At 40.2% G+C, this 23,742-nt stretch carries 19 protein-coding genes; all 19 read left to right on the top strand.

The features are described 5' to 3' along the window. The first annotated feature begins 45 nt into the window (after positions 1-45). The 19 genes from NE665_RS02625 to NE665_RS02535 all read left to right on the top strand — a co-directional run bounded on the left by NE665_RS02625 (position 46) and on the right by NE665_RS02535 (position 23,586). Positions 46-723 (top strand): DUF969 domain-containing protein, encoded by a 678-nt coding sequence (locus NE665_RS02625; protein ID WP_117442146.1) that lies wholly within the window; start codon positions 46-48, stop codon positions 721-723. Beyond that, positions 716-1,651: a DUF979 domain-containing protein gene (locus NE665_RS02620; RefSeq protein ID WP_117442147.1), complete on the top strand. Its 936-nt coding sequence runs from the start codon at positions 716-718 to the stop codon at positions 1,649-1,651. The genes NE665_RS02625 and NE665_RS02620 overlap by 8 nt, the downstream gene beginning before the upstream one ends. Before the next feature lie 15 nt (positions 1,652-1,666). Continuing rightward, a complete protein-coding gene (gene pcp, locus NE665_RS02615; RefSeq protein WP_117442148.1) occupies positions 1,667-2,308 on the top strand; it encodes a pyroglutamyl-peptidase I in 642 nt (213 codons plus the stop codon). A 1-nt stretch (position 2,309) separates the two neighbouring features. After that, positions 2,310-2,720: a gamma-glutamylcyclotransferase family protein gene (locus tag NE665_RS02610; RefSeq protein WP_117442149.1), complete on the top strand. Its 411-nt coding sequence runs from the start codon at positions 2,310-2,312 to the stop codon at positions 2,718-2,720. Between the two features lie 379 nt (positions 2,721-3,099). Then, on the top strand, positions 3,100-3,549 hold the full coding sequence (locus NE665_RS02605; protein ID WP_117442247.1) for a DUF523 domain-containing protein: 450 nt from the start codon (positions 3,100-3,102) through the stop codon (positions 3,547-3,549). A 127-nt stretch (positions 3,550-3,676) separates the two neighbouring features. Next, on the top strand, positions 3,677-3,943 hold the full coding sequence (locus NE665_RS02600) for a phosphocarrier protein HPr (RefSeq protein WP_002606045.1): 267 nt from the start codon (positions 3,677-3,679) through the stop codon (positions 3,941-3,943). Positions 3,944-4,367: 424 nt separating this feature from the next. Further along, positions 4,368-5,126 (top strand): glucosamine-6-phosphate deaminase, encoded by a 759-nt coding sequence (gene nagB / locus NE665_RS02595; protein ID WP_117442150.1) that lies wholly within the window; start codon positions 4,368-4,370, stop codon positions 5,124-5,126. A 608-nt stretch (positions 5,127-5,734) separates the two neighbouring features. Next, the gene (locus NE665_RS02590; RefSeq protein ID WP_117442151.1) at positions 5,735-7,429 is read left to right on the top strand and encodes a phospho-sugar mutase; all 1,695 of its coding nucleotides are present in this window, start codon (positions 5,735-5,737) and stop codon (positions 7,427-7,429) included. Between the two features lie 401 nt (positions 7,430-7,830). After that, positions 7,831-9,690: a 1,4-alpha-glucan branching protein GlgB gene (gene glgB, locus NE665_RS02585; protein WP_117442152.1), complete on the top strand. Its 1,860-nt coding sequence runs from the start codon at positions 7,831-7,833 to the stop codon at positions 9,688-9,690. A 102-nt stretch (positions 9,691-9,792) separates the two neighbouring features. Continuing rightward, positions 9,793-10,794: an NAD(P)H-dependent glycerol-3-phosphate dehydrogenase gene (locus NE665_RS02580; RefSeq protein ID WP_178760181.1), complete on the top strand. Its 1,002-nt coding sequence runs from the start codon at positions 9,793-9,795 to the stop codon at positions 10,792-10,794. Positions 10,795-10,882: 88 nt separating this feature from the next. Beyond that, positions 10,883-11,698 carry a PIG-L family deacetylase gene (locus NE665_RS02575; protein ID WP_238134637.1) on the top strand — a complete coding sequence of 272 codons (816 nt, stop codon included), beginning with the start codon at positions 10,883-10,885 and terminating at the stop codon, positions 11,696-11,698. Positions 11,699-11,870: 172 nt separating this feature from the next. Then, a complete protein-coding gene (locus NE665_RS02570) occupies positions 11,871-12,203 on the top strand; it encodes a hypothetical protein (protein ID WP_233104509.1) in 333 nt (110 codons plus the stop codon). Then, a complete protein-coding gene (locus NE665_RS02565) occupies positions 12,154-13,845 on the top strand; it encodes a fibronectin type III domain-containing protein (protein ID WP_256302448.1) in 1,692 nt (563 codons plus the stop codon). The genes NE665_RS02570 and NE665_RS02565 overlap by 50 nt, the downstream gene beginning before the upstream one ends. A 293-nt stretch (positions 13,846-14,138) precedes the next feature. Beyond that, on the top strand, positions 14,139-14,957 hold the full coding sequence (locus tag NE665_RS02560) for an ABC transporter permease (RefSeq protein WP_009270644.1): 819 nt from the start codon (positions 14,139-14,141) through the stop codon (positions 14,955-14,957). A gap of 12 nt (positions 14,958-14,969) precedes the next feature. Next, complete coding sequence (locus NE665_RS02555) at positions 14,970-15,806, top strand: ATP-binding cassette domain-containing protein (RefSeq protein WP_117442155.1); 837 nt, start codon at positions 14,970-14,972, stop codon at positions 15,804-15,806. A gap of 50 nt (positions 15,807-15,856) precedes the next feature. Further along, the gene (gene tagD, locus NE665_RS02550; protein ID WP_002606035.1) at positions 15,857-16,249 is read left to right on the top strand and encodes a glycerol-3-phosphate cytidylyltransferase; all 393 of its coding nucleotides are present in this window, start codon (positions 15,857-15,859) and stop codon (positions 16,247-16,249) included. Positions 16,250-16,263: 14 nt separating this feature from the next. Then, on the top strand, positions 16,264-19,716 hold the full coding sequence (locus NE665_RS02545; protein WP_117442156.1) for a bifunctional glycosyltransferase family 2 protein/CDP-glycerol:glycerophosphate glycerophosphotransferase: 3,453 nt from the start codon (positions 16,264-16,266) through the stop codon (positions 19,714-19,716). A gap of 176 nt (positions 19,717-19,892) precedes the next feature. After that, positions 19,893-22,481 (top strand): CDP-glycerol glycerophosphotransferase family protein, encoded by a 2,589-nt coding sequence (locus NE665_RS02540; RefSeq protein WP_233104507.1) that lies wholly within the window; start codon positions 19,893-19,895, stop codon positions 22,479-22,481. Positions 22,482-22,485: 4 nt separating this feature from the next. After that, positions 22,486-23,586 (top strand): CDP-glycerol glycerophosphotransferase family protein, encoded by a 1,101-nt coding sequence (locus tag NE665_RS02535; RefSeq protein ID WP_117442157.1) that lies wholly within the window; start codon positions 22,486-22,488, stop codon positions 23,584-23,586. Positions 23,587-23,742: the final 156 nt, after the last annotated feature.

Raw genomic sequence — 23,742 nt, 5'->3', positions numbered from 1 at the left:
TTTTACCGTTGATGATAAAATCCACATGATAGAGAGGAGTATATCATGGAATACTTAAAATTGATTGGAATTGTAATCATCGTTCTTGGCTTTGCGCTGAAATTCGATGTATTGGCAACTGTCCTGCTGGCTGGTCTGGTTACAGGAATTGTTGCGGGAATGGATATTCCACATATTCTGTCCATTCTGGGAGAGTCTTTTGTTAGCAATCGTCTGATGTCGATTTTCCTGATCATCTTCCCGGTAATTGCAATTATCGAGCGATACGGACTGAAGGAACGTGCGGCATATCTGATCGGAAAAATAAAAAATGCATCCGCAGGAAAGGTGCTGGCTATCTACATGCTGGTTCGTACTGCTGCCAGTGCATTCAATGTGCGGATCGGAGGACATGTTCAGTTTGTCCGTCCGCTGATTCTGCCGATGTCAGAGGCGGCGGCAAAGGTGAGTAAGCAAAGCGATCTGAGTGAACATGAGGTGGAGGAGCTGAAGGGACATGCGGCAGCTGTGGAAAACTTCGGTAACTTCTTTGCACAGAACTGCTTTGCGGCGGCAAGTGGTGTTGTGTTGATTCAGGGAACACTTTCTATGTATAAGGAAGTGACACTGCCAAGTATTGCAATGGCCAGTATCCCGGTGATGGTCATTACCGTAGCTTTTACATTTGTGCAGGTTTTCCTGTTTGACCGTAAGGTAAAAAAGGCAGGTGCACGTCATGACTGATTTTCTGGCAAATATCGCTCCGGAAATATTTTATGCGTTATGTGGACTGGTTTGTCTGGATGCCGGCTGGAGAGCATTTCGGAAAAATGATAAAGCAAAATACGGAACAGCATTGTTTTGGGTTCTTGTCGGTGTGATTTTCATTCTTGGAAAATGGATTCCAAGTACGATTACCGGAGGAATCCTTGTGGTAATGGGAATTTTGACAGTAAGCGGGCAGGTACGTATCGGAACCTTTCGGGATGTCAGTGTAGAGGAAAAGGAAAAAGAAAGCAGACGAATCGGCAGCTGGATATTCCTTCCGGCAGTGACAGTTGGTTTGATGGCGCTGGTCATGTCATTTGTCAGAATTCAGGGAGCTGCGCTGGATGGTGCTGTTATGGTCGGCATTGCCTGTCTGGTATCCTTTATTCTTGCGGTTGTCATCTGTCGTCCTAAGGTGAATGAAACGCGTGAAAATACGACGAAGCAGCTGATGCAGGTTGGTGCATCCTGTCTGCTGCCGCAGCTTCTGGGTGCTTTGGGTACGCTGTTTACAGAAGCCGGTGTCGGAGATGTGATTTCCACAATGATATCCAGTGTCGTACCGAGTGGGAATATTCTCATCGGTGTCATTATCTACTGCCTGGGCATGGTGATTTTCACGATGATTATGGGAAATGCCTTTGCGGCATTCTCTGTCATTACACTGGGCATCGGTATTCCCTTTGTCATTGCACAGGGTGGAAATCCGGTTGTTGTCGGAGCTCTTGGTATGACCTGCGGATTTTGTGGTACCTTATTAACACCGATGGCTGCCAATTTCAATATTGTGCCAACGGCTGTTTTGGAAACCAGAAATAAATGGACCGTCATCAAGGCACAGGCACCGATGGCATTCGCAATGATTATCGTGCACATCGTGTTGATGCTGTTGCTGGCGTTCTAGGAAAGGAAGCTGTTTATGAAAATATTAGTCACCGGATTTGATCCGTTCGGCGGAGAAGCGATAAATCCCGCCATTGAGTCTGTGAAGCTGCTGCCAGCTATGATCGAGGGCGCAGAGATTATTAAATTGGAAATACCTACCGTCGTGCATAAGTCTTTGCAGGTGATTCGTGAAGCTATGCAGAAGCATGATCCGGATATGATTTTATCCATCGGACAGGCAGGCGGTCGCAGTGATCTTACTGTGGAGCGTGTCGGTATCAATATGGATGACTGCCGTATCAAGGATAATGAAGGCAATCAGCCGATCGATGAGCCTGTGTTTGCAGATGGCGATGCTGCTTATTTCTCCAATCTGCCAATCAAGGCAATGGTCAATGAGATTCGCAAAAACGAGATACCTGCCTCTATATCAAACAGTGCGGGAACCTTTGTGTGCAACCATGTGCTTTATGGCGTGCGCTATATGATTGAAAAGGAATTTGCCGGCAAGAAAAGCGGATTTATCCACATTCCGTATCTTCCACAGCAGGTGGTAGATAAACCAGGGCAGCCGAGCATGGCGTTAGAGGTTATCGTTAAGGGGTTGACCTGTGCTATTTCCGCAATGATTCATAATGAATCGGATGTCAAAACGACAGGAGGCACCATCTGTTAGAATGAAGCTGTTCGTTTATGGATCCCTGCGAATGGGATTGTATAATTATGAGCTTTATTTGAAGGGAAAGAGTCAGTTTATAGGCTATGGCTATGTGATGGGAGAGCTATATACCTTAAAGGAACGCTCATATCCGGCTCTGCTTCCGGGAAATTCCAGCATCCTTGGAGAAATCTATGAGGTGGATGAAGCTGTAGCTCGCGCTATTGATGTACTGGAGGAATATGTTCCCGGGAGTTCGGAAAATGAATATGAGAAACTACTCACCCATATACTGGATGAACAGGGCAGACTGCTGGATACACTGCCGGTTTACTGGTATCATGTGGAAAAACCGGGAAACCGCAGGCTTTTGAATGAAATCATACAGGAGCATGATTTCACAGCCTATTGCCAAAGAAACATAGACTAATGCAAGAAGCCGTACTGTACCTTATGCAGGCGGCTTTTTTACTGGTCTGTGTAATCGATTCGACAGGGGAAAGAAAGGCAGCAGAATAAAGCATACGGAAAAGCGCCTGTGGAAAAACGGCTTATTGCGATATGCTACTTCTTGAAATGATAAGGATCCGGCATTATGGTAGGGGTAAGGAAATTGCGCTTTCTCTTTTTATGTTCGAGCATGATCAAAAGCGATGAGAGCTTCGAGAATTGTGTGCCTTATCCTATTGGAAACAAACATTTGTGTGTGCAGCTGTTTGGAATATGATAAAATGAAAGAAGAGGTAAACGTGCCGCTCTTAGAGAAGGATACATGCATTGAGAATATTGAGCAAACGGAGGGATATGAAATGAAATATGCGGTAAGCAGCTGCTTGCTGGGCGTGAATTGTAAATATAACGGTGGAAATAATGCATCCTCAGAATTGATTGAATATCTGAAGGAGCATGGGGTTCTGCAGGTATGTCCGGAGGTGCTGGGCGGTCTTCCTGTTCCCAGGGCCTGTGCGGAGCTGTCAGGGGATAACATCATGAATACGGAAGGAGAGGATGTAACTGCGCAGTTTGAACGAGGTGCAGCGCTGGCACTTGCACAAATACGTGAATTTCAGCCGGATCTGGTCATATTGCAGCCGCGTAGTCCAAGCTGCGGGAAGGGAATTATCTATGATGGAGGCTTTCACAATCAGTTGGTGGAGGGCAACGGAATTCTTGTGCGTCTGCTATTGCATGAGGGAATCCCGGTAATGACCTGCGGGGAATTTTTGGAAGAAGTGAAGCGGCTTTCCACAAAAGGCTGAGAAATGCGAGGAAAACCCATAGTAAAAGCAATTTTTCTCGAAAAAAAACGAATTAAAGATTGTAAGTGGTATCAAAATGGTTTAAAATAGGATATGTAAAAAAGTTGTTTAATAGGAGGAATATAAAATGAAACAAATCACTGTATCTGTTATTGACCCAGTTGGATTACACGCACGTCCGGCAACTGTTGCTGTAAACGCTGCAAGCAAATTCAAATGTGAAGTTAACGTGTCTTTCAAGGGCCGTGAAGTAAACATGAAATCCATCATGGGTGTTATGTCACTGGGAATCCCTACGCAGTCTGAAATCACTATTTCCTGCAACGGTGATGACGAAGATGCTGCAATCGCTGCAATCGAAGAAGTATTGCGCGCTCAGAAAATTATCGGTTAATTAAAGAAAAGCTCTGAATATAGTCTTGCTGATAAGGCTGTTGAAGGAGCTTTTTTCTTTTAGTATGCTGTAAGGAAGCTTTTAAAGAGATTCAACGGCAAGAAAACGGTGATAAGGAAGACTCTGCTGTGGTTTTGACATCGTCATGATGCTGCATTCCGTTTTTACAAACAGGCAGAGGCTTAAACTGTGCGTATCTATCTGCTTTATACTGTATGTCTGTTATCCTTTTGATTACATAGTGCTTTCCATGTACTCTGAAATCGCATGGGAGGTTTTTTCATGCGGTAACGTTGATGCAGCATGCTTCATTCTTACATATCAAAATTATTAAAATTATTGAAAACAATAAAATTATTATAAAAATTATTGACAATGATAATATTGTGGTTTAAGATGAGGGTACAGGAAAAGGAGGAGTAGTATGAAAGTATTTGTCGTTAAGGATTATGATGCACTTAGCAGAAAGACTGCGGAAATCGTTGTGGATCAGATTCGCAGGAAGCCGGATACCATATTCTGCCTGCCGGCAGGAGGTTCACCGATTGGCATGTATAAGGTACTTGTGGATATGTATCAGCAGCATGAAGTGGATTTTAGCAGGCTGATCACCTTTGATATGGATGAGTATGTGGGAATCGGACCAAGAGATGAAAACAGCTATGCGTATTTCATGCAGAAGCATTTCCTGAAGTATGTGAATGTTGATCCAAAAAATGTGCATTATCCGGATGGACTTGCTGAGGATATCGATGAAATGTGCAGATTATACAGTGAACAGATTTTTGCAATGGGCGGACTTGATATAGCGATTACGGGTATCGGTGATGACGGGCATGTTGCCTTTAATGAACCGGGAGATGCATTTTATCCCAGAACTCATGCGGTCGACCTCGCAGAATCTACCAGAAGAGCAAATGCACGCTTCTTTGACGGTGATATCACAAGAGTACCGAAAAGAGCCTGTTCCATTGGTATGGAGGATATCATGAGAACGAAAACCTTCCTTGTTGTCGCAAGCGGAAAGCATAAGGCGGAGCTGATCAGAAAGACCTTCTGTGAGGAAATGATTGATCCGCAATGGCCGGTATCCTTCTGTCGTATGCATCCGAATTGTATCTTTATCATTGATGAGGACGCAGCTTCAGCCTGTGATCCAAATGTATGGAAGCCGTACCAATAGGTGTTGGAGAGGGAGCGCTAGCTGTACACAGAAAAGGGAAGATTTGATAAGCTGGTTTTGAAGCAGGATTTCCTATACAATAGGTGAAATGCTTCTCTCATATTGAAAACAAGCAAGGTGCTTATATTAAAAAATAGCCTACTTGCTTTAGGCATGAATGTATATAAAATTAAAAAAGGCTCAAGTCCATCGGTAGTAACATGGAACCTGTAAAACGGGGATGGTGCTCTTGATCCTTTTTTTCATACTTGGAACATATCCGTTTTCAAGTCGTCAAAACAAATGCCAGCATTATGGTAAGCTGACTTATAGAAGATGCATGTAAACGGATTGTCTTATAGGAATTCTGAAAAAACGGATACGATCAAGTCGTTTCTTGAAGATAGATAACAGGAAGCTATGAAAATTCCTGTTTTTTTGCTTGCCCATTTCCTTATTTTGTATGAAATCCATGCCAAAATCCAAGGCAATTCTCTGGTTAGCAGACTGATTTTTTTATTTTAACCCTTTAAAATGTGGTAATCGCTTACATTCGCTAAACTTTTACAGAAAAAACCATAAGATTATGATATAATAAAACCAGCAATCAACAGAAAGGAAGATAGTTTATGGTGAAAGATATTTATGAAAAATGGCTAAACCACCCAAATCTGGATCCTTCTTATAAAGAAGTGCTGGAACAGATGGATGAGAGTCAGATCAACGATGCGTTTTATACAACCATCGAATTTGGTACAGCGGGGATGAGAGGTCTGCTGGGACCTGGCACAAACCGTATTAACCTGCATACGATCCGCAAGGCGAATGTCGGCTTTGCAGAATATATCTGCGCAAACGGGGAAGCTGCGATGAAACGCGGGGTAGCCATTGGCTATGATAACCGCCATATGTCAAAGGAATTCGCTATGGATTCCGCTAAGGTGCTTGCGACCTACAACATTGCATCCTATGTGTTCGAGAGTCTACGTCCAACACCGGAGCTGAGCTTCGCTGTCCGTCATTTTAACTGCTTTGGCGGTATCATGGTTACCGCTTCTCATAATCCGAAGGAATACAACGGATACAAGCTGTATGATGAAAAAGGATGTCAGCTGGTACCGGCATTGGCACAGCAGGTGATTGACCGTGTGAATGCTGTCGAGGATGAGCTTGCCATCAAGGCAGAGCCTACAGCAGAGCAGGAAAAGCTGATCACGGTTATCGGTAAGGATGTTGACGAAGAGTATTACGAAAATGTATTAAGCATTCAGCTGAATCCAGATATCAATAAGGATGATGTGAAAATAATTTTTACACCGGAGCATGGAACTGCAAATATCCCTGTGAAGGAAGTGTATACGCGTGCAGGCTATCACTTTGTCGCTGTGGAAGAACAGTGTTCTCCAGATCCTGATTTCTCCAATACACCGACACCGAATCCCGAAGAAGCCGGAAGCTACGAGCTTGCGATTGAATATGCGAAGCGAGAGGATGCAGATATCATTCTTGTCTGTGATCCGGATGCCGACCGTATGGGCGTTGGTGTAAAGCATGACGGGGAATACAAGCTGCTGACCGGAAATCAGAGCGGTGCTGTATTGATTGAATATATCTTCTCTCAGCTGCAGGCAAAGGATCGTATGCCGAACAATCCGGTGATGTTCAATACCGTGGTGACCAGTGATCTGGGTGAAAAAATTGCCACGAAATATGGAGTTTCCACAGAAAAGACACTAACTGGATTTAAGTTTATCGGTGAAAAGGTGGCAAAATACGAAATCACGAATGAGAAGCAATATGTATTCGGATATGAGGAAAGCTATGGCTCCTTGATTAAGCCGTTCGTGCGTGATAAGGATGCGCCGCAGGCATGTCTGATGCTGGCGGAAGCTGCATGCTACTACAAGGCTAAGGGTAAGACGCTGGTCGATGTACTGTATGACCTGTATGCAGAGCTGGGCTTCTATGAAGAAAGTCAGACATCATTAAAGCTGGAGGGTCAGGCTGGTGCACAGCGTATTCAGGAAATTCTGGCAACGCTGAGAAAGACTTCCGTAGAAAGCATCAACGGTGTGAAGGTTCTGCGTTTTGAAGACTATAAAGAAAGCAAGATCATTGAAAACGGAAAAGAAGAGGAGCTTTGCGGATTTACAAAATCAGATGTTCTGAAATACTATTTGGAGGATGGCAGCTGGATTGCGATTCGTCCAAGTGGTACAGAGCCGAAATGCAAGTTCTATTATTGTATCAAGGGAACATCACTGGATAATGCTCATGAGAAAACGCTGGCATTCCAGAATGCGATGGCAGAAATGATCAAATAAAAAAGTGGTGAGTTCGATCATGAACTCACCACTTACTGTTTTATATGATGTCTAACGATAGCTGTGCAGCAGATAGTTTCGGGTGCTCAGCAATGCGATTGTCAGTATGGTTAATGCTAGTAAAGACAGCAGCATGGGGATTCCTCCTTGTTTGTTAGATTAAACTAACTATCTTCGTATACAGCATACTGCATTTATCTCTCCCTGTCAAGACTTCCGCATAGAAAAGCTTTGAGTTTCAAAGCCTGTTTATTATTTGAATCAGGCAATTCACAAATAGTATACAAATAGATAAAAAGTAATGTAACCCATTACAATTTTATGAAAAAGAGAGGAAAACCTATAGGTTTTCATGTTGAAATAGAGTAAAATATAAGTAGTTACAGACTGGAGGGCTACTCATGAAAAATAAAATTATGGATCGTTATTATAAAGGCTGTGCATTGGATGCTTACGAGCTGTTCGGTGCACACCTGTGTGAAGAACGGGGGAAAAAAGGAGTCCGCTTCACGGTGTATGCACCGCATGCACAAAGCATTCAGGTCATAGGCTCCTTTGATGACTGGAGCTGTAAGGGACATCAGATGCGTCGCAAGGATGATAAGGGCATATGGTCACTGTTTGTGGCAGAAGCAAAAGAAGGCGATATGTATAAGTATCGGGTAACACAGGCTACCGGGCGTATTGTCGATAAGATGGATCCGTATGCTTTTTATTCCGAGCTGCGTCCCAATACGGCAAGCATCGTTACAAATCTGGATTATAAGAAGTGGAGCGATGAAAAATGGCTTGCACAGCGCACGAAGAATTTTGATAAGCCAGTCAATATTTATGAGATGCATTTGGGCTCCTGGAAAAAGGATGAAGATCAGGAGTGGGTGAATTACAAGGACATCGCAAAGGAATTGATTGCATATGTAAAAGAGAATCATTTTACACATATCGAATTGATGCCGCTGAATGAGTATCCGTTCGATGGTTCCTGGGGATATCAGTGCAGCGGATATTTCAGCGCAACCAGCCGCTATGGAAGTGTACAGGAGCTGATGTATCTGATCAACGCATGTCACCGTGCCAACATCGGAATCATTATGGATTTCGTGCCTGTCCATTTCGTACGCGATGATTTCTCCTTGTCGTATTTTGATGGAACACCACTGTATGAATATGAGAAGGCATGTGATGCGGATTCCCAATGGGGAACAGCGAACTTCAATCTCTGGAGAGAAGAGGTGCGCAGCTTCCTGATGTCGGCGGCTGCCTTCTGGATTGATAAGTATCATGTGGATGGCCTAAGAATGGATGCCATCAGTAATATCATACACTGGCATGGAAATAAGGATTTGGGAGAAAATGAAGGAGCACTGCATTTCATCAAGCGAATGAACTATCATTTATCTGAGGCATACAAAGGTGTAATGCTGATTGCAGAGGATTCCAGTGATTTTGCGAACGTGACAAAGGCGACGCAGGATGGCGGACTGGGCTTTGATTATAAATGGGATCTGGGATGGATGAACGATACTTTGAAGTATCTGGAAAAGGATCCAATCTATCGGAAATGGCATCACAATAATATCACCTTCTCGATGGCGTATTTCTATTCCGAACGCTTTATAATGGAATTCTCTCATGATGAGGTTGTGCATGGAAAGAAAACCATCGTAGATAAGATATGGGGAAGCTATGAGGAAAAATTCGCACAGCTGCGCACTTTGTATTTATACATGTTCACGCATCCGGGCAAGAAGCTCAACTTTATGGGAAATGAGCTGGCGCATTTCCGTGAGTGGGATGAAGAAAAGCAATGCGATTGGGATCTATTAAAATATCCGATGCACGATGCTTTCCACAAGTATTTTGCGAAGCTTGGTGAGTTGTATGGTAAGACACCGGTATTGTATGAAACAGAATACGACTGGTCTTCCTTCCAGTGGATCGATGCGGACAATGCTGATGAAAATATGTTCAGCTATCTTCGTAAAAACGAAAACAGCTATTACGTTGTTATTCTGAATTTCTCTCCGAATACCTATAAGAAGCATGCGTTCGGTGTGCCGGAAAAGGGTGTTTATCATGAGCTACTGAATACAGAACAGGATATCTGGGGGGGAGAAATCAAGGAGCTTGGAAAAGCGAAGGCTGTTGAAAAGGAAAGCAACAAGCTGCCTTATACCATCGAGGTGGATGTTCCTGCGTTTGGTGGTGTGCTGCTCGAATTGAAAAAACGTAAGAAACCTGTCAAAAAAGCCGCAAAATAAATGATTGCAGCGGCAGCTTCGGAAAAACAGTTGTCGGGTTGCGGGGAAATGTGTATAATGATTATCAGGTAAGCATTGACCTTACGAAAGGCAGGGAATAAAGTGAAAGCAGTTGTAGTAGGCAGCGGAAGTTGGGGCACCGGATTGGCCCAGGTTCTTTGTGATAATAAACAAGATGTGATGATATATGGAAATTGTGAGAGTGAGATTCAGGATATCAATGAAAACCATCAGAACGCAAAATATTTTGATGGAGTGGAATTGCATCCGGCGCTTAAGGCAACGACTGATATACAGGTTGTAAAGGATGCGGATGTGATCGTTTTAAGTATACCGACGATTGCTGTGGAAAGCGTGTGTAGGGAAATTGATGCTTTGCTGGATCATAAGGTTGTCATTGTTAATACATCCAAAGGATTTCATCCAGAGACCTTTGATCGAATGTCTGATGTCATTCGCAGAAATATAAGTGCTGAGCATCTCAGCAGCGTGGTTTCACTGATTGGTCCAAGTCACGCGGAGGAGGTTGTCATCCGTATGCTGACAACAATATGTGCGGTATCGCAGAAGGAAGCCGATGCCCAGAAAATTCAAAAGCTCTTCTCCAATGATTATCTGCGAATTTATACCGGGACAGATGAAATAGGAAGTGAAATCGGGGTTGCAGTGAAAAATGCGATTGCACTGGCTAGTGGTGTCTTGTATGGTCTTGGATATGGTGATAATACGCGGGCGGCTTTGATTACCCGTGGACTGATGGAAATGACACGGTATGGTGTTGCATTAGGTGGCAGAAAGGAAACCTTCATGGGGCTGACAGGTATTGGAGATTTGATTGTGACCTGTACGAGTAAGCATTCCAGAAATTTTCAGGCAGGCTATGATATCGGCAAGCATAATAGTGCAAAGTATTTTTGGGATAATAATACGAAAACCGTGGAGGGTGTCCGAACAGCGAAGGCGGTGCATGAGAATTCCAAACGTCTGGGAATCGACATGCCGATTGTTAATGAGATTTACCAGGTGCTGTTTGAGGATAAAAATCCGGAGGATTCCGCAAGGGATTTAATGCTTCGCGATTTAAAGTCCGAGATAAATTTTTAAAAATTAATAGTTATTAAGTATAAGTCTACATAACTTAAGATATATTAAGATGTGTAGACTTTTTTTTATGTTAGAATGAGACCAGGTGATGATGATGAGGAAACGAAACAAGCGTAAGTATCATTTGAAAATAGCTGTTTTTGTGGTTTTGCTTTTAGCAATTACGAATACTGCAACCTTTCGAATTACGGAACGATACATACAGAGTAAAGAGGACATAAAGGAAATCGTCTATAAAGGCAGCAATACTGTGAGTATTAAAAATGTTACAAAAAAATTGAATCCTGCGTCATTTAAAATCGATAGCCAACAGGCGAAAATGATAAAAAATGTTATGATTATAGCGCATCCAGATGATGAAACACTTTGGGCTGGAGATCATATTGTGAAAGATAAATACCTAATCATCTGTCTGACAAATGGAAATAATAAAGTTCGGAAAAAGGAATTTGAAAAGGCGATGGAGCTGACAGGAAATTATGGGATCATCCTTAACTATCCGGATAATCCCAAACATGTGAAGAATAACTGGAAAAAAGTCAAAGATCCCATCCGAAATGATATTGACTATGTGTTAAATTATAAAAAATGGGATTCCATTATCACTCATAATCCGGATGGTGAGTACGGCCATATTCAACATAAATTTACGAGTATGATGGTGACAAATGAATGTGTTAAGCTCGGGCTAACGGATAAGCTGGAATATTTCGGAAAATTTTATAAAATGAATTATCTCTTGAATCATACCATACCCGGTGCATTAAACCTACAGGATGCGCAGGCAAAGGAAAATTTAATGAGTGAGGTTTATCTTTCCCAGGGGTATGCACACAGGATTTTCGATCACATGGTTCCATATGAAAACTTTATTCGATATAAGGATTGGTATTTTGGAGCATGATAAATGCATAATTGAAAAGAGTCAGAACGGAATAGAATATACAGATGTTCTGACTTTTTATATAAAGAGTAATTATAGCAGTGATAATAATAGTAAGGAAATTTTTATATAAAGTTGATATTGTTGATAAGATTGCGTTATAATAACTATGTATGTAAGAAAGGGGATTTAAATGAGAAAGATTGGTATCAGCTTTCTGGTGTTATTTCTGGCACTGGGAATGAATATAGCTTCACCATTTCAGAAAAATGAAGTTCATGCTGCTGAAAATAGCGGATTTGAAATTCATACAATCAGCGTAGGGAATGCTGATGCGACTTTGGTCAAATGCGGGGGACAGACAATGTTGATCGATGCTGGCTATTCTACTGAAGCAGAAGAAAAGGGAAATAGTTATGGAAGTCCATTGAGTAGCTATCTTATGGGGAATAACAAGATAAGCAAAGAGCAGTCGGATGCCTTTCGAAAAAAAAGTGAAGCAGCTGATTGTAGAAAATCCGGATAATACTGTCACAAAATATCTGGAGTCACAGGGTATTCAAACCGTGAATATGCAGGAAGGATCAGCAGACAAAGGAAAATCAGGACTGGATGTCATGATTGCAACACATCCACATTACGATCATATCGGTGGCTTCATTCCTGTTATGAATCGCTATTTTGGTGTAAATACAAGGATGTTCTGGGGAGCTCCATTTGAAACAGACTCCTATTATGAAGCATACCAGTCTGAATTGATGGATGCGCAGCTTGCACGCGAGGATGATGGACTTGTTGATCCATTTATGAGCTTTGGTGGACCTCGTGCAGGAGATTACTTTATGCTGGGGGAAGGCGATGAGCAGGCGCGTGTATTATTTCTGACCTCAGCGGATCCAGCAGAGGGTACGAGCATTGATGCAATAAACAATAGTTCATTAGTGATAAGAATTGACTATAAGAATACTTCGTTTTTATTAACCGGCGATTTGCAGCGGGAAGGTCAGAAAAAACTGATTGCCAGCGCTCCTGCTTTGCTTTCACAGCTTCAGGAAATGGCAAAAAGAGATGATAATCTAAAGGACCTGCTACAATGCAAAAATATTCTACAGGTTGATTATCTAAAGCTTCCGCACCATGGCTATCTGAATCTAGGTGATTTGCCAAGTGATTCCGAGGTTTCTGGAAATTATGAATTTTTTGAACAGGTAAAGCCCAGTATTGCAGTAGCTTCAACGAATGGAAGAACGGGCAATAATCTAAATGCTCTGCCGGCAGAAAGAACACGGCGTGATCTCTCATATGCAGATATTTATTCAACAGCAGATAATGGAACCATTGTTGTGAAAAGTGATGGAAATCATCTAACCACTTCCGCGATACCGATGGAAAAAATATACAAAGCACAGACCCCGCAAAACCTGAAGGTCGATGTGCAGGAAGACCAGGTAAAATTAAGTTGGAATCCGGTTGCAAGGCCGACTGAATACCGTATATATTATCAAACAGAAGATTCAAAAGCATGGCATTGGTTGTCATCACAGCAGGACACTACCTATACTTTCAAAAAAGGAAAGCCAGGGGAAACTTATCGTTTTGTTGTAAGAACAGCAGATAAATATAAAGAAGGATGGCGTTTTAGTAACGCGACTTTTTCACAGTTGTTTACATATCCCGGCAAAACGGAAGGGTTTTATCAGTTATCCAGAAGGGTTAAGGTTTTCTCTTCGCCGAATGCTTCGAAGTATTACCGCTACGATCCATTCAAAAAGAAATGGCTTGGCAGTATGAAAAATTATAACAATAAGCCTTTATTGCTTACAAGAGAATATGTCAATGATGAAGGGACATCATATTGGTCAGCTTATTATAACGGAAAATGGATAGGTTATGTAAACTCCTATGCATTAAAAAACAATGTGACAAAAGATACCTACTTTGGCTGGGGATCCAACAATACTAGGAAATTCAATACACCAAACCCACAGAAATATTGGCTTTACAACGCACCTTCCAATAAGTGGGTAAGACGCATGACAAAATATAAGAATCAGAATTTTACTATAAAGCGTTCTCTGGCTAGACCAGATGGAAGCTTGTATTATTCCTGCTACAGCAAAGGCAAATGGATTGGTTACATAAACAGCTGGGGGTTCCAGAATCAATAAAAAAACAAGTTACCTGGATTTCATAAAATATGAGCTTCCAGGTTTTTTCATAATTCTTTTTCTTAATAGATGATAGTAGTATAGTATCTATGCTTTATCATTTGGGTCAGAATAAAGGAGCGAATTTTGTGTATACTGGATGAAAAGAACATAACGTACGTTTTTTTTTGAGGTAAAAGGAGATTATGGAATAATCATGTTAAAGAACAGAAAAATGAAAAACATCTAGTTTATAGATATCATTTGTAGTATAATCAATATGATTTCTTGTGAAATTCAAAGGAGTTAGATCTATGTTTAAAAGTATAAGGTATGTATTAAATGAAAATTTCTCTAATCTGTACCGTATTTTCTGTATAGCGAAATATGAATTACTGGCAGATATGCGCGATTCCAAGTTCGGAATATTCTGGAACTTTGCATCCCCGGCAATTCAGGTATTTACATACTGGTTGATATTCGGTGTCGCATGGAATAAGAAACCAATCGGTGATATTGATTATCTTCCATGGCTGGTCGTAGGCTATGCGGCATGGTGGTTTGTGCAGCCCTGTATTCAGAACGGCTGTAGTGCTGTTTTTTCAAAAACAAATGTAATAACGAAAATGAAATTCCCAGTCAGTGTTCTGCCGGCTACCATTTGTGCAAAAGAATTTTTTAACCATGGTTGTATGCTTCTAATAGCATTTGTAACACTGGCGATTCATGGGTTTTTTCCGAATATCTATTGGTTTGGTTTGCTTTATTATGCGTTATGTGCATTTGCATTTGTTGAAGCCGTTTCGCTGATTTTATCTGTTTTAACTATGCTCTGGCGAGATATTCGTAAACTGATAACTTCACTGATGCGAATGCTGATGTATTTTTCTCCCGTTATCTGGGAATGTCATTTTGGTAATCATGTTCCCTATCATGAACTCTTGAATAAAATTATGAAACTGAATCCTGTATATTATATCGTTAATGGGTATCGCGATTCTATATTCTACAATAAAACATTTTTGGATCATCCGGCTCAGACCCTTTATTTCTGGGCAGTCGTTATAATCTTATTTGTGATCGGATGTGCCCTTATGTATAAATTTAAACGTAAGTTTATTGATATGATTTAGCAGGAGGTGTATATGGCAAAGAGTATATATGACAGCAGTATCAATGCTGTAGAAATGAGAAATGTTTCTAAAATTTATAAACTAAAGAAAAAAGATGGTAAGAAAAGTGAAAATGAACGTTTTTTTGCTTTAAAGGATATTACATTGAATATACCAAAAGGTGACGTTGTTGGTATCCTTGGTACCAATGGCTCCGGTAAATCTACCCTTTCCGTTATTCTTTCTGGTATTTCCGATATAGATGGTGGAGAAATGGAAATCAATGGGGAACAGGCACTGATTTCTATAAATACAGGACTAAACAACCAGCTGACTGGACTGGAAAATATTAATGTTAAAGGTGCGTTACTTGGACTTACGAAGAAGCGGATACGTGAGATAACAGATGGCGTTATTGAATTTGCAGAGCTGGGGGATTTTCTTTATCAGCCGGTGAAAAAATACTCCAGTGGTATGAAGGCCCGTCTTGGCTTTTCTATATCTCTGGCTTTGAATCCGGATATCTTTATTGTAGATGAGGCATTATCTGTTGGTGATAAAGGATTTGCTCAGAAATGTTTGAATCGAATGAAGAAACTGAGGGATGAAGAGGATAAAACGATTTTATTTATCTCACATTCCTTGCCACAGGTTCGTGATTTCTGTAAATCTGGCATATGGATTGAAGGTGGAAAGCTTGTGGAAACCGGTGATATTGATACGATTTGCGATCATTATGCCGCCTATGTAGACAAACTAAACAAATTAAGCGATAAAGAGAAAAAAGCAATGCTGGAAGAGAAGTTTAAGGAACGTTTGATCATCGATGAAAAAACCTCTCTACTTGACAAGCTGTTTCACAAGCTGTAGAAATAAGGTTATAGGGTATATACATAAATTTACAAAGGAGAGAGAAAATCATGAAAAAGGTAATTACATATGGTACTTTTGACTTGTTTCATATTGGCCATTTAAATCTTTTGAAAAGGGCAAAGGCTTTAGGAGACTATTTGATTGTGGCAGTAAGCAGTGACGATTTTAATCTGCGTGAAAAGGGGAAGGTCTGTCAAATTAAAGATGTTGATAGAATGGAAATCGTAAAGGCTATTCGCTACGTTGATGAGGTTATTCTTGAAGAAAACTGGGAACAGAAGAAGCTGGATGTACAGAAATATGATGTTGATGTTTTTGTCATGGGAGATGACTGGGAAGGAAAATTTGATTTCCTGAAGGAATATTGTGATGTTGTTTATCTGCCAAGAACGGAAGGCATATCTTCCACTATGATTAAGAGTGAATTGAAGCAGAAGTAGTGAGGAGGAGAAGAATGTCAGCGAAATATAAAGTAAGTGTCATTATACCGATATACAATGTCGCAGAGTATCTGGAGGAATGTCTTGAATCCATGGTTCGCCAGACAATCGATAGTCTGGAGGTCATCATGGTTGATGACGGCTCTACAGATATCAGTGGAGTGATTGCTCAGGAATATGCGAAGAACTATGACAATTTTTTCTATTATCTGAAGGAAAACGGGGGATTAGGGAACGCCCGTAACTATGGTATACAGTTTGTTCACGGTGATTATATTATCTTTCTTGATTCTGATGATATTGTGCCAGATGGCGCATATGAAGCGATGTACAAAAAGGCTATAGAAACAGGAAATGATATGGTTGTCGGTGATGTACAGCGTTTTAATTCCAGAAAAATATATAATTCCGGACTTCATAGAAAAGCATTTCGTGATGCCTATGATAAGACAAGCATTTTAGAAACTCCGCAGTTGATATATGATACCACTTCCTGGAATAAATTGATTAAATTCAGCTTTTGGAAGGAACATGATTTTAAATTTCCTGAGAAGATTTTATATGAAGATATTCCAGTGACGATGCCACTGCATTTTTATGCAAATGCCGTTTCCGTATTGAATGAAATCGTATACTTATGGCGTGAACGTGATGGAGCGAATAAATCAATTACACAAAACCGTACAGAAATGAAGAATTTCACGGATCGTGTGAAAATTATGCATATGGTTGATGATTTTTATAATGCACATGTAAGTGATGATCATGCGCTTTATATGAAGGATTATAAATGGATGTCTGTTGATTTAAAGCTTTATATACAGGAAATGCTGACAGCTGATGATGAATTTATCGATTATGCGATGGAAGTAATCCGTGAATATATGAAGGATTTCCGAAAGGATTCTTTTCAGGACTTACAGGCAATCGACCGCATGAAATATCATCTGATAGAAACAGGGAATAAGAAGCGGCTTTTGGAATTGCTGGCTTATGAAAAGGGCGCTTATCGTACACTGAAAATCAAAAGAAAAAAAGTAAATGGCGAAATGCATTATATCGGAGACTTTCCATTCCATGATTTCCCTGAAGAATATTATGATATGACAAAAGAGCTTCGTCTATATCCTGAGACAAGGTCTCTGCAGCAGGTTTACTGGAATGACAATAAGCTGATGGTAAAGGGGTATTCCTTTATTCAACGATTAACCTGTTCCAGCAAACATGCACAGCAGCTGAAGGCTACTTTATTAAATGTTGCGACAAAAGAATCTGTATCTGTACCGTTAACTGTGTGCAAGGCCAATGGTGTTCGCGGAAGGCATGGATTAAAGGTTGATAAAAGCAACCGTAAAGCGCGTTATTATAACTATAAATGGAGCGGGTTTGAAATTGAAATTGATTTCAGCAGACCGGAAATACAGAAAATTGCAGATGGTATTCTGAAAGTGGAGCTGCAGTATGATCGCGAAGGAATACATACATCCTTTTATGCGGGTGGACCGGTTTCCGGAAATGATGCACGGCCAAAATATCTGAATGTGAAGGATACAAAAGTGCTTCCATACTACAATCTGGGGTATGATTTATGTCTGAATTGTGAATCAATTGATGTGAAGGTTCAACAGCTTACTGTTACTGATCGTGAATTGATTATGCAAACGCAGCTATCAAAACAAGCATTGATTTGCAAAAGTGATGATGCTGTGAATGAATTAAGAGTCGAACAAGGAAATGATATGCAGACCGCTGTGCTTGATCTGAATGCTTTTCATGCAGACCATGGGGTTATTATGGCACAGGGAGGCAAGGCATTATCCAGCAATGATCTGCGTTTAAGTCGTTATGCATTTACGACTGATCAGCTGATTCGCGTATATAGTGATGATGCCGGTTATATGAACCTTGCAGGGGAACCACATCGTTCTGTTCTGACAAGCCTATATTGGGTAGAAGAACAAATCGGTATGGAAGTAGAAACCAGACTGTGTAATGCAGATAAGCTGAAAAATGCGTATTTTGAATTAAAGGGCGAAAGCAGTAGTTTGACTATGTCACCAGTTTCTGGAAAAACTAATGTTCAAGGAAGCTCTGTAACTGTAGCTGCTATCATTCCTATACGTGATGATGCATTCACAAAGAACATGGTGGCAGACAAATGGAAAACGTATATTGTGTATGAATTTGAAGACGGTTCCGTACAAAAGCACACCATTGCGGCTGATGCGGTAGCGCAGCTTTCCAGAAAACCATATAATGATTATTACTATAGTGTATATCCAAATATGGATCTGGATATGATTGTAAAGGTCACAAGAAAATGGAAATGGTATGAGAGTAATAAGCTACGACGTAAGTTTGTGGAATTATTCATATATCCGATGCTGAGAATACTGCCGGTACGTAAAAAAAGGATTGTATTTGAAGGTTGGTGGGGACAGAAGTTCCACTGTAATCCGAAGGCGTTTTATAAATACATGGATAAAGAGCATCCGGATTATACCTGCGTATGGTCTCTTGTTGATGAAAGAACACCAATTGAGGGAAATGGAATTCGTGTACGTAGAAAGAGTCTGCGTTATCACTATTATATGGCTACATCAAAATACTTTGTGAATAATGTAAACTTTATGGAGTCCTTTAAAAAGCGGAAAAAACAGGTAGAAGTGCAGACCATGCATGGTACACCATTGAAAACACTCGGCCTGGATGTTCCAGGGGAGCTTCCTACAGAAGAGGCACGTCAGAAATTTATTAAAAAATGCAGCCGCTGGGATTACCTGGTTGTGCAGAGCAGCAAGGCAGAGAGCATTACGTCCAGCTGCTACGCATTCAGGAAAGAATTTTTGAAAACAGGATATCCTAGAAATGATGTGTTGTTTGAAAAAAACAATGAAAAGGATATTGCAGATATCAAGAAAAAGCTTGGTATTTCACCAGAGAAAAAGGTAATTATGTATGCTCCCACCTGGCGTGTACGCAATCAATTCAATATGAAAATTGATATTCAGGAGTTGAAAAAGCAGATCCAGGATGACTATGTTCTGATGCTGCGTATACATCCTTTTGCTGTTAAAGGTCTGAAGGAAGATATGTTGGACGAATTTGTAATCAATGTAAGTAACTATCCAAGTGTTGAGGAGCTTTATCTTGCGTCTGATATTGTTATTACAGATTACTCTTCAGTAATGTTTGATTACGCAATTCTAAATAGACCAATGCTGTTCTTCACGTATGATTTGGAAGATTACAGAGATACTCTGCGTGGATTTAACTTTGATTTTGTTGCAGAAGCACCAGGACCATTGTTAAAAACATCCGATGAGGTAATACAGAGTATTGTGAATATTGATAAAGTTGCTCAGGATCATGATGAGGCTCTGCAGAAATTCCGTAAGAAGTTCTGTGAGTATGAAAAAGGTACGGCATCCGAGCAGATTTATCAAAGGGTCATGCAAAATCAGTAAACATCAGGATAAAGAATGTAATAGCCTGTCGTTTGAAAGTGAGAAGTCAGTGTCTATTGACACTGACTTCTTTACATAATCTTCCAGTCACATTATGGTTGGGGGATGGTCTGTTAATCGTTACTGTGTTAAAATACAGTGGACAGACAGCTTATAAGAGCAGTAAGGAGATGCGTATGACAAAAAGCGTAGATGTCAGTGTAATCGTACCTGTATATAATGTTGAAAAATATATACGCGTCTGTTTGAACACGCTGGTTCATCAGACATTATCTAATATTGAAATCATTGTGGTAAACGACGGAACGAAGGATGACTCACAGAAAATTATTGATGAGTTTTCTTCTCTTTATCCGGATAAAATAATCGCATTAAAAAAAGAAAACGGTGGACTTTCCGACGCTAGAAACTATGGTCTTGAGCATGCGAGTGGTACCTATGTTGGCTTTGTAGATAGCGATGACTATACCGATGTTGAGATGTATCAGAAGCTGTATGAGAAAGCGAGGCAGGAAAACGCGGATATTGTTGTTTGCGGATATTATGGCGTACAAGAACAAAGTGGGCAGTTTCGACATTTTCAAAAAGGAAATCTACAGGAATTTGACAAGAGCCTGCAGGAAAATCCCCGATTGCTGTATATGAACGCTACATATGCCTGGAATAAGCTATATCGACGTGAATTATTCATGAAAACCGGGATACGATATCCAAAAGGCTGTCTGTATGAAGATATGGCGGTTACCTGGACTTTATTTCTACATGCGAATAAAATTTCAAAGGTTGATGAACCGTTATACTACTACATTCTGAAACGGGAGGGAGCAATTACTGCAACCTACAGCAGCAAGACATTACAAATGTTTCAGTCTATGGAAATGGTAAATATATATTATAAAAAGCAGAATGCTTTTGAACGATATCAGGATATTTTGTGTTTTCTTAATCTGAAGCATATGCTGTTGCGTTTTCAAGATTTTCCTGGGTATCATAATCTGTCTCTAAAAAGAGCTATGATCAAGACCGGATTTAATCACATGAACAGGAATTTTAAAAGCTGGAAAACCAACACTATCTTTTTTCAGGATGTATATAAGAATCGCAGAATTAAGCATATGGTGCCATATAAAGCTTTCTGGTATCTGTATATGTTTGTACCCAAAAGTGCACTCACCTGTATGAAGGCTGTCAAAAAAACAATGCGTAGCTGTAAGCGACTGGTAAGCAAGCGTTCCTATATTACAAGGTATGCCTATCACGCATATTGTAAAAAGTATTCGGTGATAAAGGGGCAGGCACTGATTGAATCCTTTCAGGGAAAAACCGTTTCAGATTCACCCTTCTATATCGCACAACAGCTTCAGAAACAGGTTGACAAAATATACATCGCAACAACTGAAAAAAATAGACAGGAGCATGAACAGTTGCTGAAGGAGCACGGACTTGAGAATGCCATACTTGTTCCTGTTTACAGCAAAGCATATCAAATGGCTCTGGCAACCAGTGAAATCCTTGTTAATAATGTTACATTTCCACCATACTTCATCAGAAGAGATGAACAGGTGTACCTGAATACCTGGCATGGAACACCATGGAAAACATTAGGTAAGAAAATGAAAAACGGTATTCAGGATATGAGCAATATACAGCGGAACTTTCTGCAAAGCAGTATGCTTCTGTTTCCAAATGTATTTACCGAACAGAGGATGATGGAAGACTATAATCTGACAAATTTATTTACCGGGCTATCCTATACAGCAGAATATCCTCGCAATCTTGTGTTCCATGAACATGAGAAAACGACAGCTATTAAAAAACGATATGGCTCAGAAAATATGGAAATGATTGCCTATATGCCGACATGGAGGGGCGTTACAAGTACTGCACTGGAAATAGCCGGTTATGCAGAAGAATTGAAAAAGATATTGCAGGCATTGGATGAAATTTTAGATGATCGTCAGATGCTTTATGTCAATCTGCATTCTCTTGTAAAAGATGTGATACCGATTCAAGGGTATCAGCATATACGTTCCTTTCCTGAAGGCGTAGATAATTATGAATTTCTGATGGGGTGCGATATGTTGATAACAGATTACTCCAGTGTGCTGTTTGACTTTGCACTGACAAAGAGACCTGTCATATTATTTGTTTATGATGCTGAAGAATATGCTAGAGATCGTGGTATGTATTTTTCGGTTGACGATCTTCCATTTGTAAAGGCGGCATCATTAAAACAGCTTCAGCAATATATTACAAAAGAGAAAGCAGTGGAGATCAGTAAAGACGCATGGAAAGCATATGCGGATGTATTTGAATCAAAAGCCGTTTTTGATCCTGCTGTATGCCTGAAGAAGGTACCTGTGGATTCCACTATCGATTTTGCTGATAATAAAAATAAAGAGCGTACAGTGTACTTTATACCGAAAATAAAGCGGCTACAGGATATCCGATATTTAAAGGAAGCTGCGAAGGATCGTAGTGCAATAGCAGTTATGGATCGTCAGGATTTCACTCCACTTACGCAAAAGCTGCTGTATCAGGAATTTCATGAATGCCTTGATTATATCGTGATGGATGTTCGTATGCAGTTATCGCTTAAAGAAGAACTTAAGAGACTATTGCACAGATTTCTTGGGATGGAGGCATATCGCCGCGAATTTCATCGAATTTTACCAAATATTAAGGTGAAGGAATGTGTTGATTACAAGAAAAGCAGATATACACTTGGTATGAAGAAATATATTGATTCACAGAACAGGAGATGAGGACATGGGATTAAAAAAGCTTATTCTCCATACGGTATTATGGTTTTTTTATCAACTGGCAAAGTGCCTGCCAGTCAGACAAAATAGAATCACCTTTGTAACACTAACCTCGCAAATACTTACGGGTGATTTCAAACTTTTGGATGCTGAACTTAAGCAATATTCGGATATTGAAATACGTTATATTCTCACAAAGTTTGAAAAGACGATGAAAGGTGATTTATTATATTTCCTGAATTGTATAAAACAGGTATTTATTATCAATACAAGCAAAGTAGTTATTTTAAACGATAACAATTATGTGGTTTCTCATTTCAAACGACCACAGGTCAGGGTGCTTCAGGTATGGCATGCATGCGGTGCTGTAAAGAAGTTTGGTAATGAAATTGATAGACAGTATGAGATAAAAAACTATGATTTTGTTCTTTCTACAAGCGATGAGTGGAAACCGGTATATGCGAAAGCATTTGGTGTAAATGAGCATCAGGTGCTACCGTTAGGAATACCACGGACTGATGCTCTTTTTTCAAAGGAATGCAGGCTTGCATATAAAAATGAACTACTGGAAAAATACCCTGTACTGCGGGGGAAGTATGTACTCCTCTATACTCCAACCTTTCGAGGTAATATCATAAAGGGGCTGCGACATGTGGACTTAGATCTTTCATCACTGATTGACAAGCTACCAGACCATTATGTTGTTATGTATAAGATGCATCCTTTGCTGCGTGATGTCAGTCTTGGGAGTGGTGAGCGAATTCTGAATGTTACAGATGAAGAACTGAATCATCTGTATACAGTAGCAGATTGCCTGATTACTGATTACTCTTCTATTTTGTTTGACTTTTCAATTATGGAGAAAAAAGTCATTCTCTATACACCTGATCTTGCAGAATATGGAGAAACACTAGGTTTCAACATAGATTTGAAATCGATACCCTTTCCGGTATGTCAGACAGCAGAGAGCCTGATGGAAGAGCTTTGTACAAAAGAATATGATAAGAAATCCATAAAAGCATTTAAGGATACGTATTTTATGTATCAGGATGGAGAAAGTACGAAAAGAGTCAGCAGCTTTATTTATCAACAGCTGAAAAAATCATGAGTTATATACGAAGGAGTAATTGAAGATTTTTCTTATATTATTCCTTCTTTCATATTATTGTACCGTTAGGCATCTAAAAAAATACGATGAAATTTAAGAATATTTAAGGAAAAAAAGGAAAGCCGTAATTCATAGAATGATATAATCATAGAGGTT

Origin of the sequence: Clostridium sp. DFI.1.208 (assembly GCF_024463855.1) — a bacterium.
GTDB lineage: Bacteria > Bacillota_I > Bacilli_A > Erysipelotrichales > Erysipelotrichaceae > Clostridium_AQ.
This window is presented reverse-complemented; position numbering and strand designations above follow the sequence as displayed.

Excerpts from the sequence above, each read along its gene's own strand:
- NE665_RS02625 (WP_117442146.1), top strand. The coding sequence starts at position 46 with ATGGAATACTTAAAATTGATTGGAATTGTAATCATCGTTCTTGGCTTT.
- NE665_RS02620 (WP_117442147.1), top strand. The coding sequence starts at position 716 with ATGACTGATTTTCTGGCAAATATCGCTCCGGAAATATTTTATGCGTTA.
- pcp (WP_117442148.1), top strand. The coding sequence starts at position 1,667 with ATGAAAATATTAGTCACCGGATTTGATCCGTTCGGCGGAGAAGCGATA.
- NE665_RS02610 (WP_117442149.1), top strand. The coding sequence starts at position 2,310 with ATGAAGCTGTTCGTTTATGGATCCCTGCGAATGGGATTGTATAATTAT.
- NE665_RS02605 (WP_117442247.1), top strand. The coding sequence starts at position 3,100 with ATGAAATATGCGGTAAGCAGCTGCTTGCTGGGCGTGAATTGTAAATAT.
- NE665_RS02600 (WP_002606045.1), top strand. The coding sequence starts at position 3,677 with ATGAAACAAATCACTGTATCTGTTATTGACCCAGTTGGATTACACGCA.
- nagB (WP_117442150.1), top strand. The coding sequence starts at position 4,368 with ATGAAAGTATTTGTCGTTAAGGATTATGATGCACTTAGCAGAAAGACT.
- NE665_RS02590 (WP_117442151.1), top strand. The coding sequence starts at position 5,735 with ATGGTGAAAGATATTTATGAAAAATGGCTAAACCACCCAAATCTGGAT.
- glgB (WP_117442152.1), top strand. The coding sequence starts at position 7,831 with ATGAAAAATAAAATTATGGATCGTTATTATAAAGGCTGTGCATTGGAT.
- NE665_RS02575 (WP_238134637.1), top strand. The coding sequence starts at position 10,883 with ATGATGATGAGGAAACGAAACAAGCGTAAGTATCATTTGAAAATAGCT.
- NE665_RS02570 (WP_233104509.1), top strand. The coding sequence starts at position 11,871 with ATGAGAAAGATTGGTATCAGCTTTCTGGTGTTATTTCTGGCACTGGGA.
- NE665_RS02565 (WP_256302448.1), top strand. The coding sequence starts at position 12,154 with ATGCCTTTCGAAAAAAAAGTGAAGCAGCTGATTGTAGAAAATCCGGAT.
- NE665_RS02560 (WP_009270644.1), top strand. The coding sequence starts at position 14,139 with ATGTTTAAAAGTATAAGGTATGTATTAAATGAAAATTTCTCTAATCTG.
- NE665_RS02555 (WP_117442155.1), top strand. The coding sequence starts at position 14,970 with ATGGCAAAGAGTATATATGACAGCAGTATCAATGCTGTAGAAATGAGA.
- tagD (WP_002606035.1), top strand. The coding sequence starts at position 15,857 with ATGAAAAAGGTAATTACATATGGTACTTTTGACTTGTTTCATATTGGC.
- NE665_RS02545 (WP_117442156.1), top strand. The coding sequence starts at position 16,264 with ATGTCAGCGAAATATAAAGTAAGTGTCATTATACCGATATACAATGTC.
- NE665_RS02540 (WP_233104507.1), top strand. The coding sequence starts at position 19,893 with ATGACAAAAAGCGTAGATGTCAGTGTAATCGTACCTGTATATAATGTT.
- NE665_RS02535 (WP_117442157.1), top strand. The coding sequence starts at position 22,486 with ATGGGATTAAAAAAGCTTATTCTCCATACGGTATTATGGTTTTTTTAT.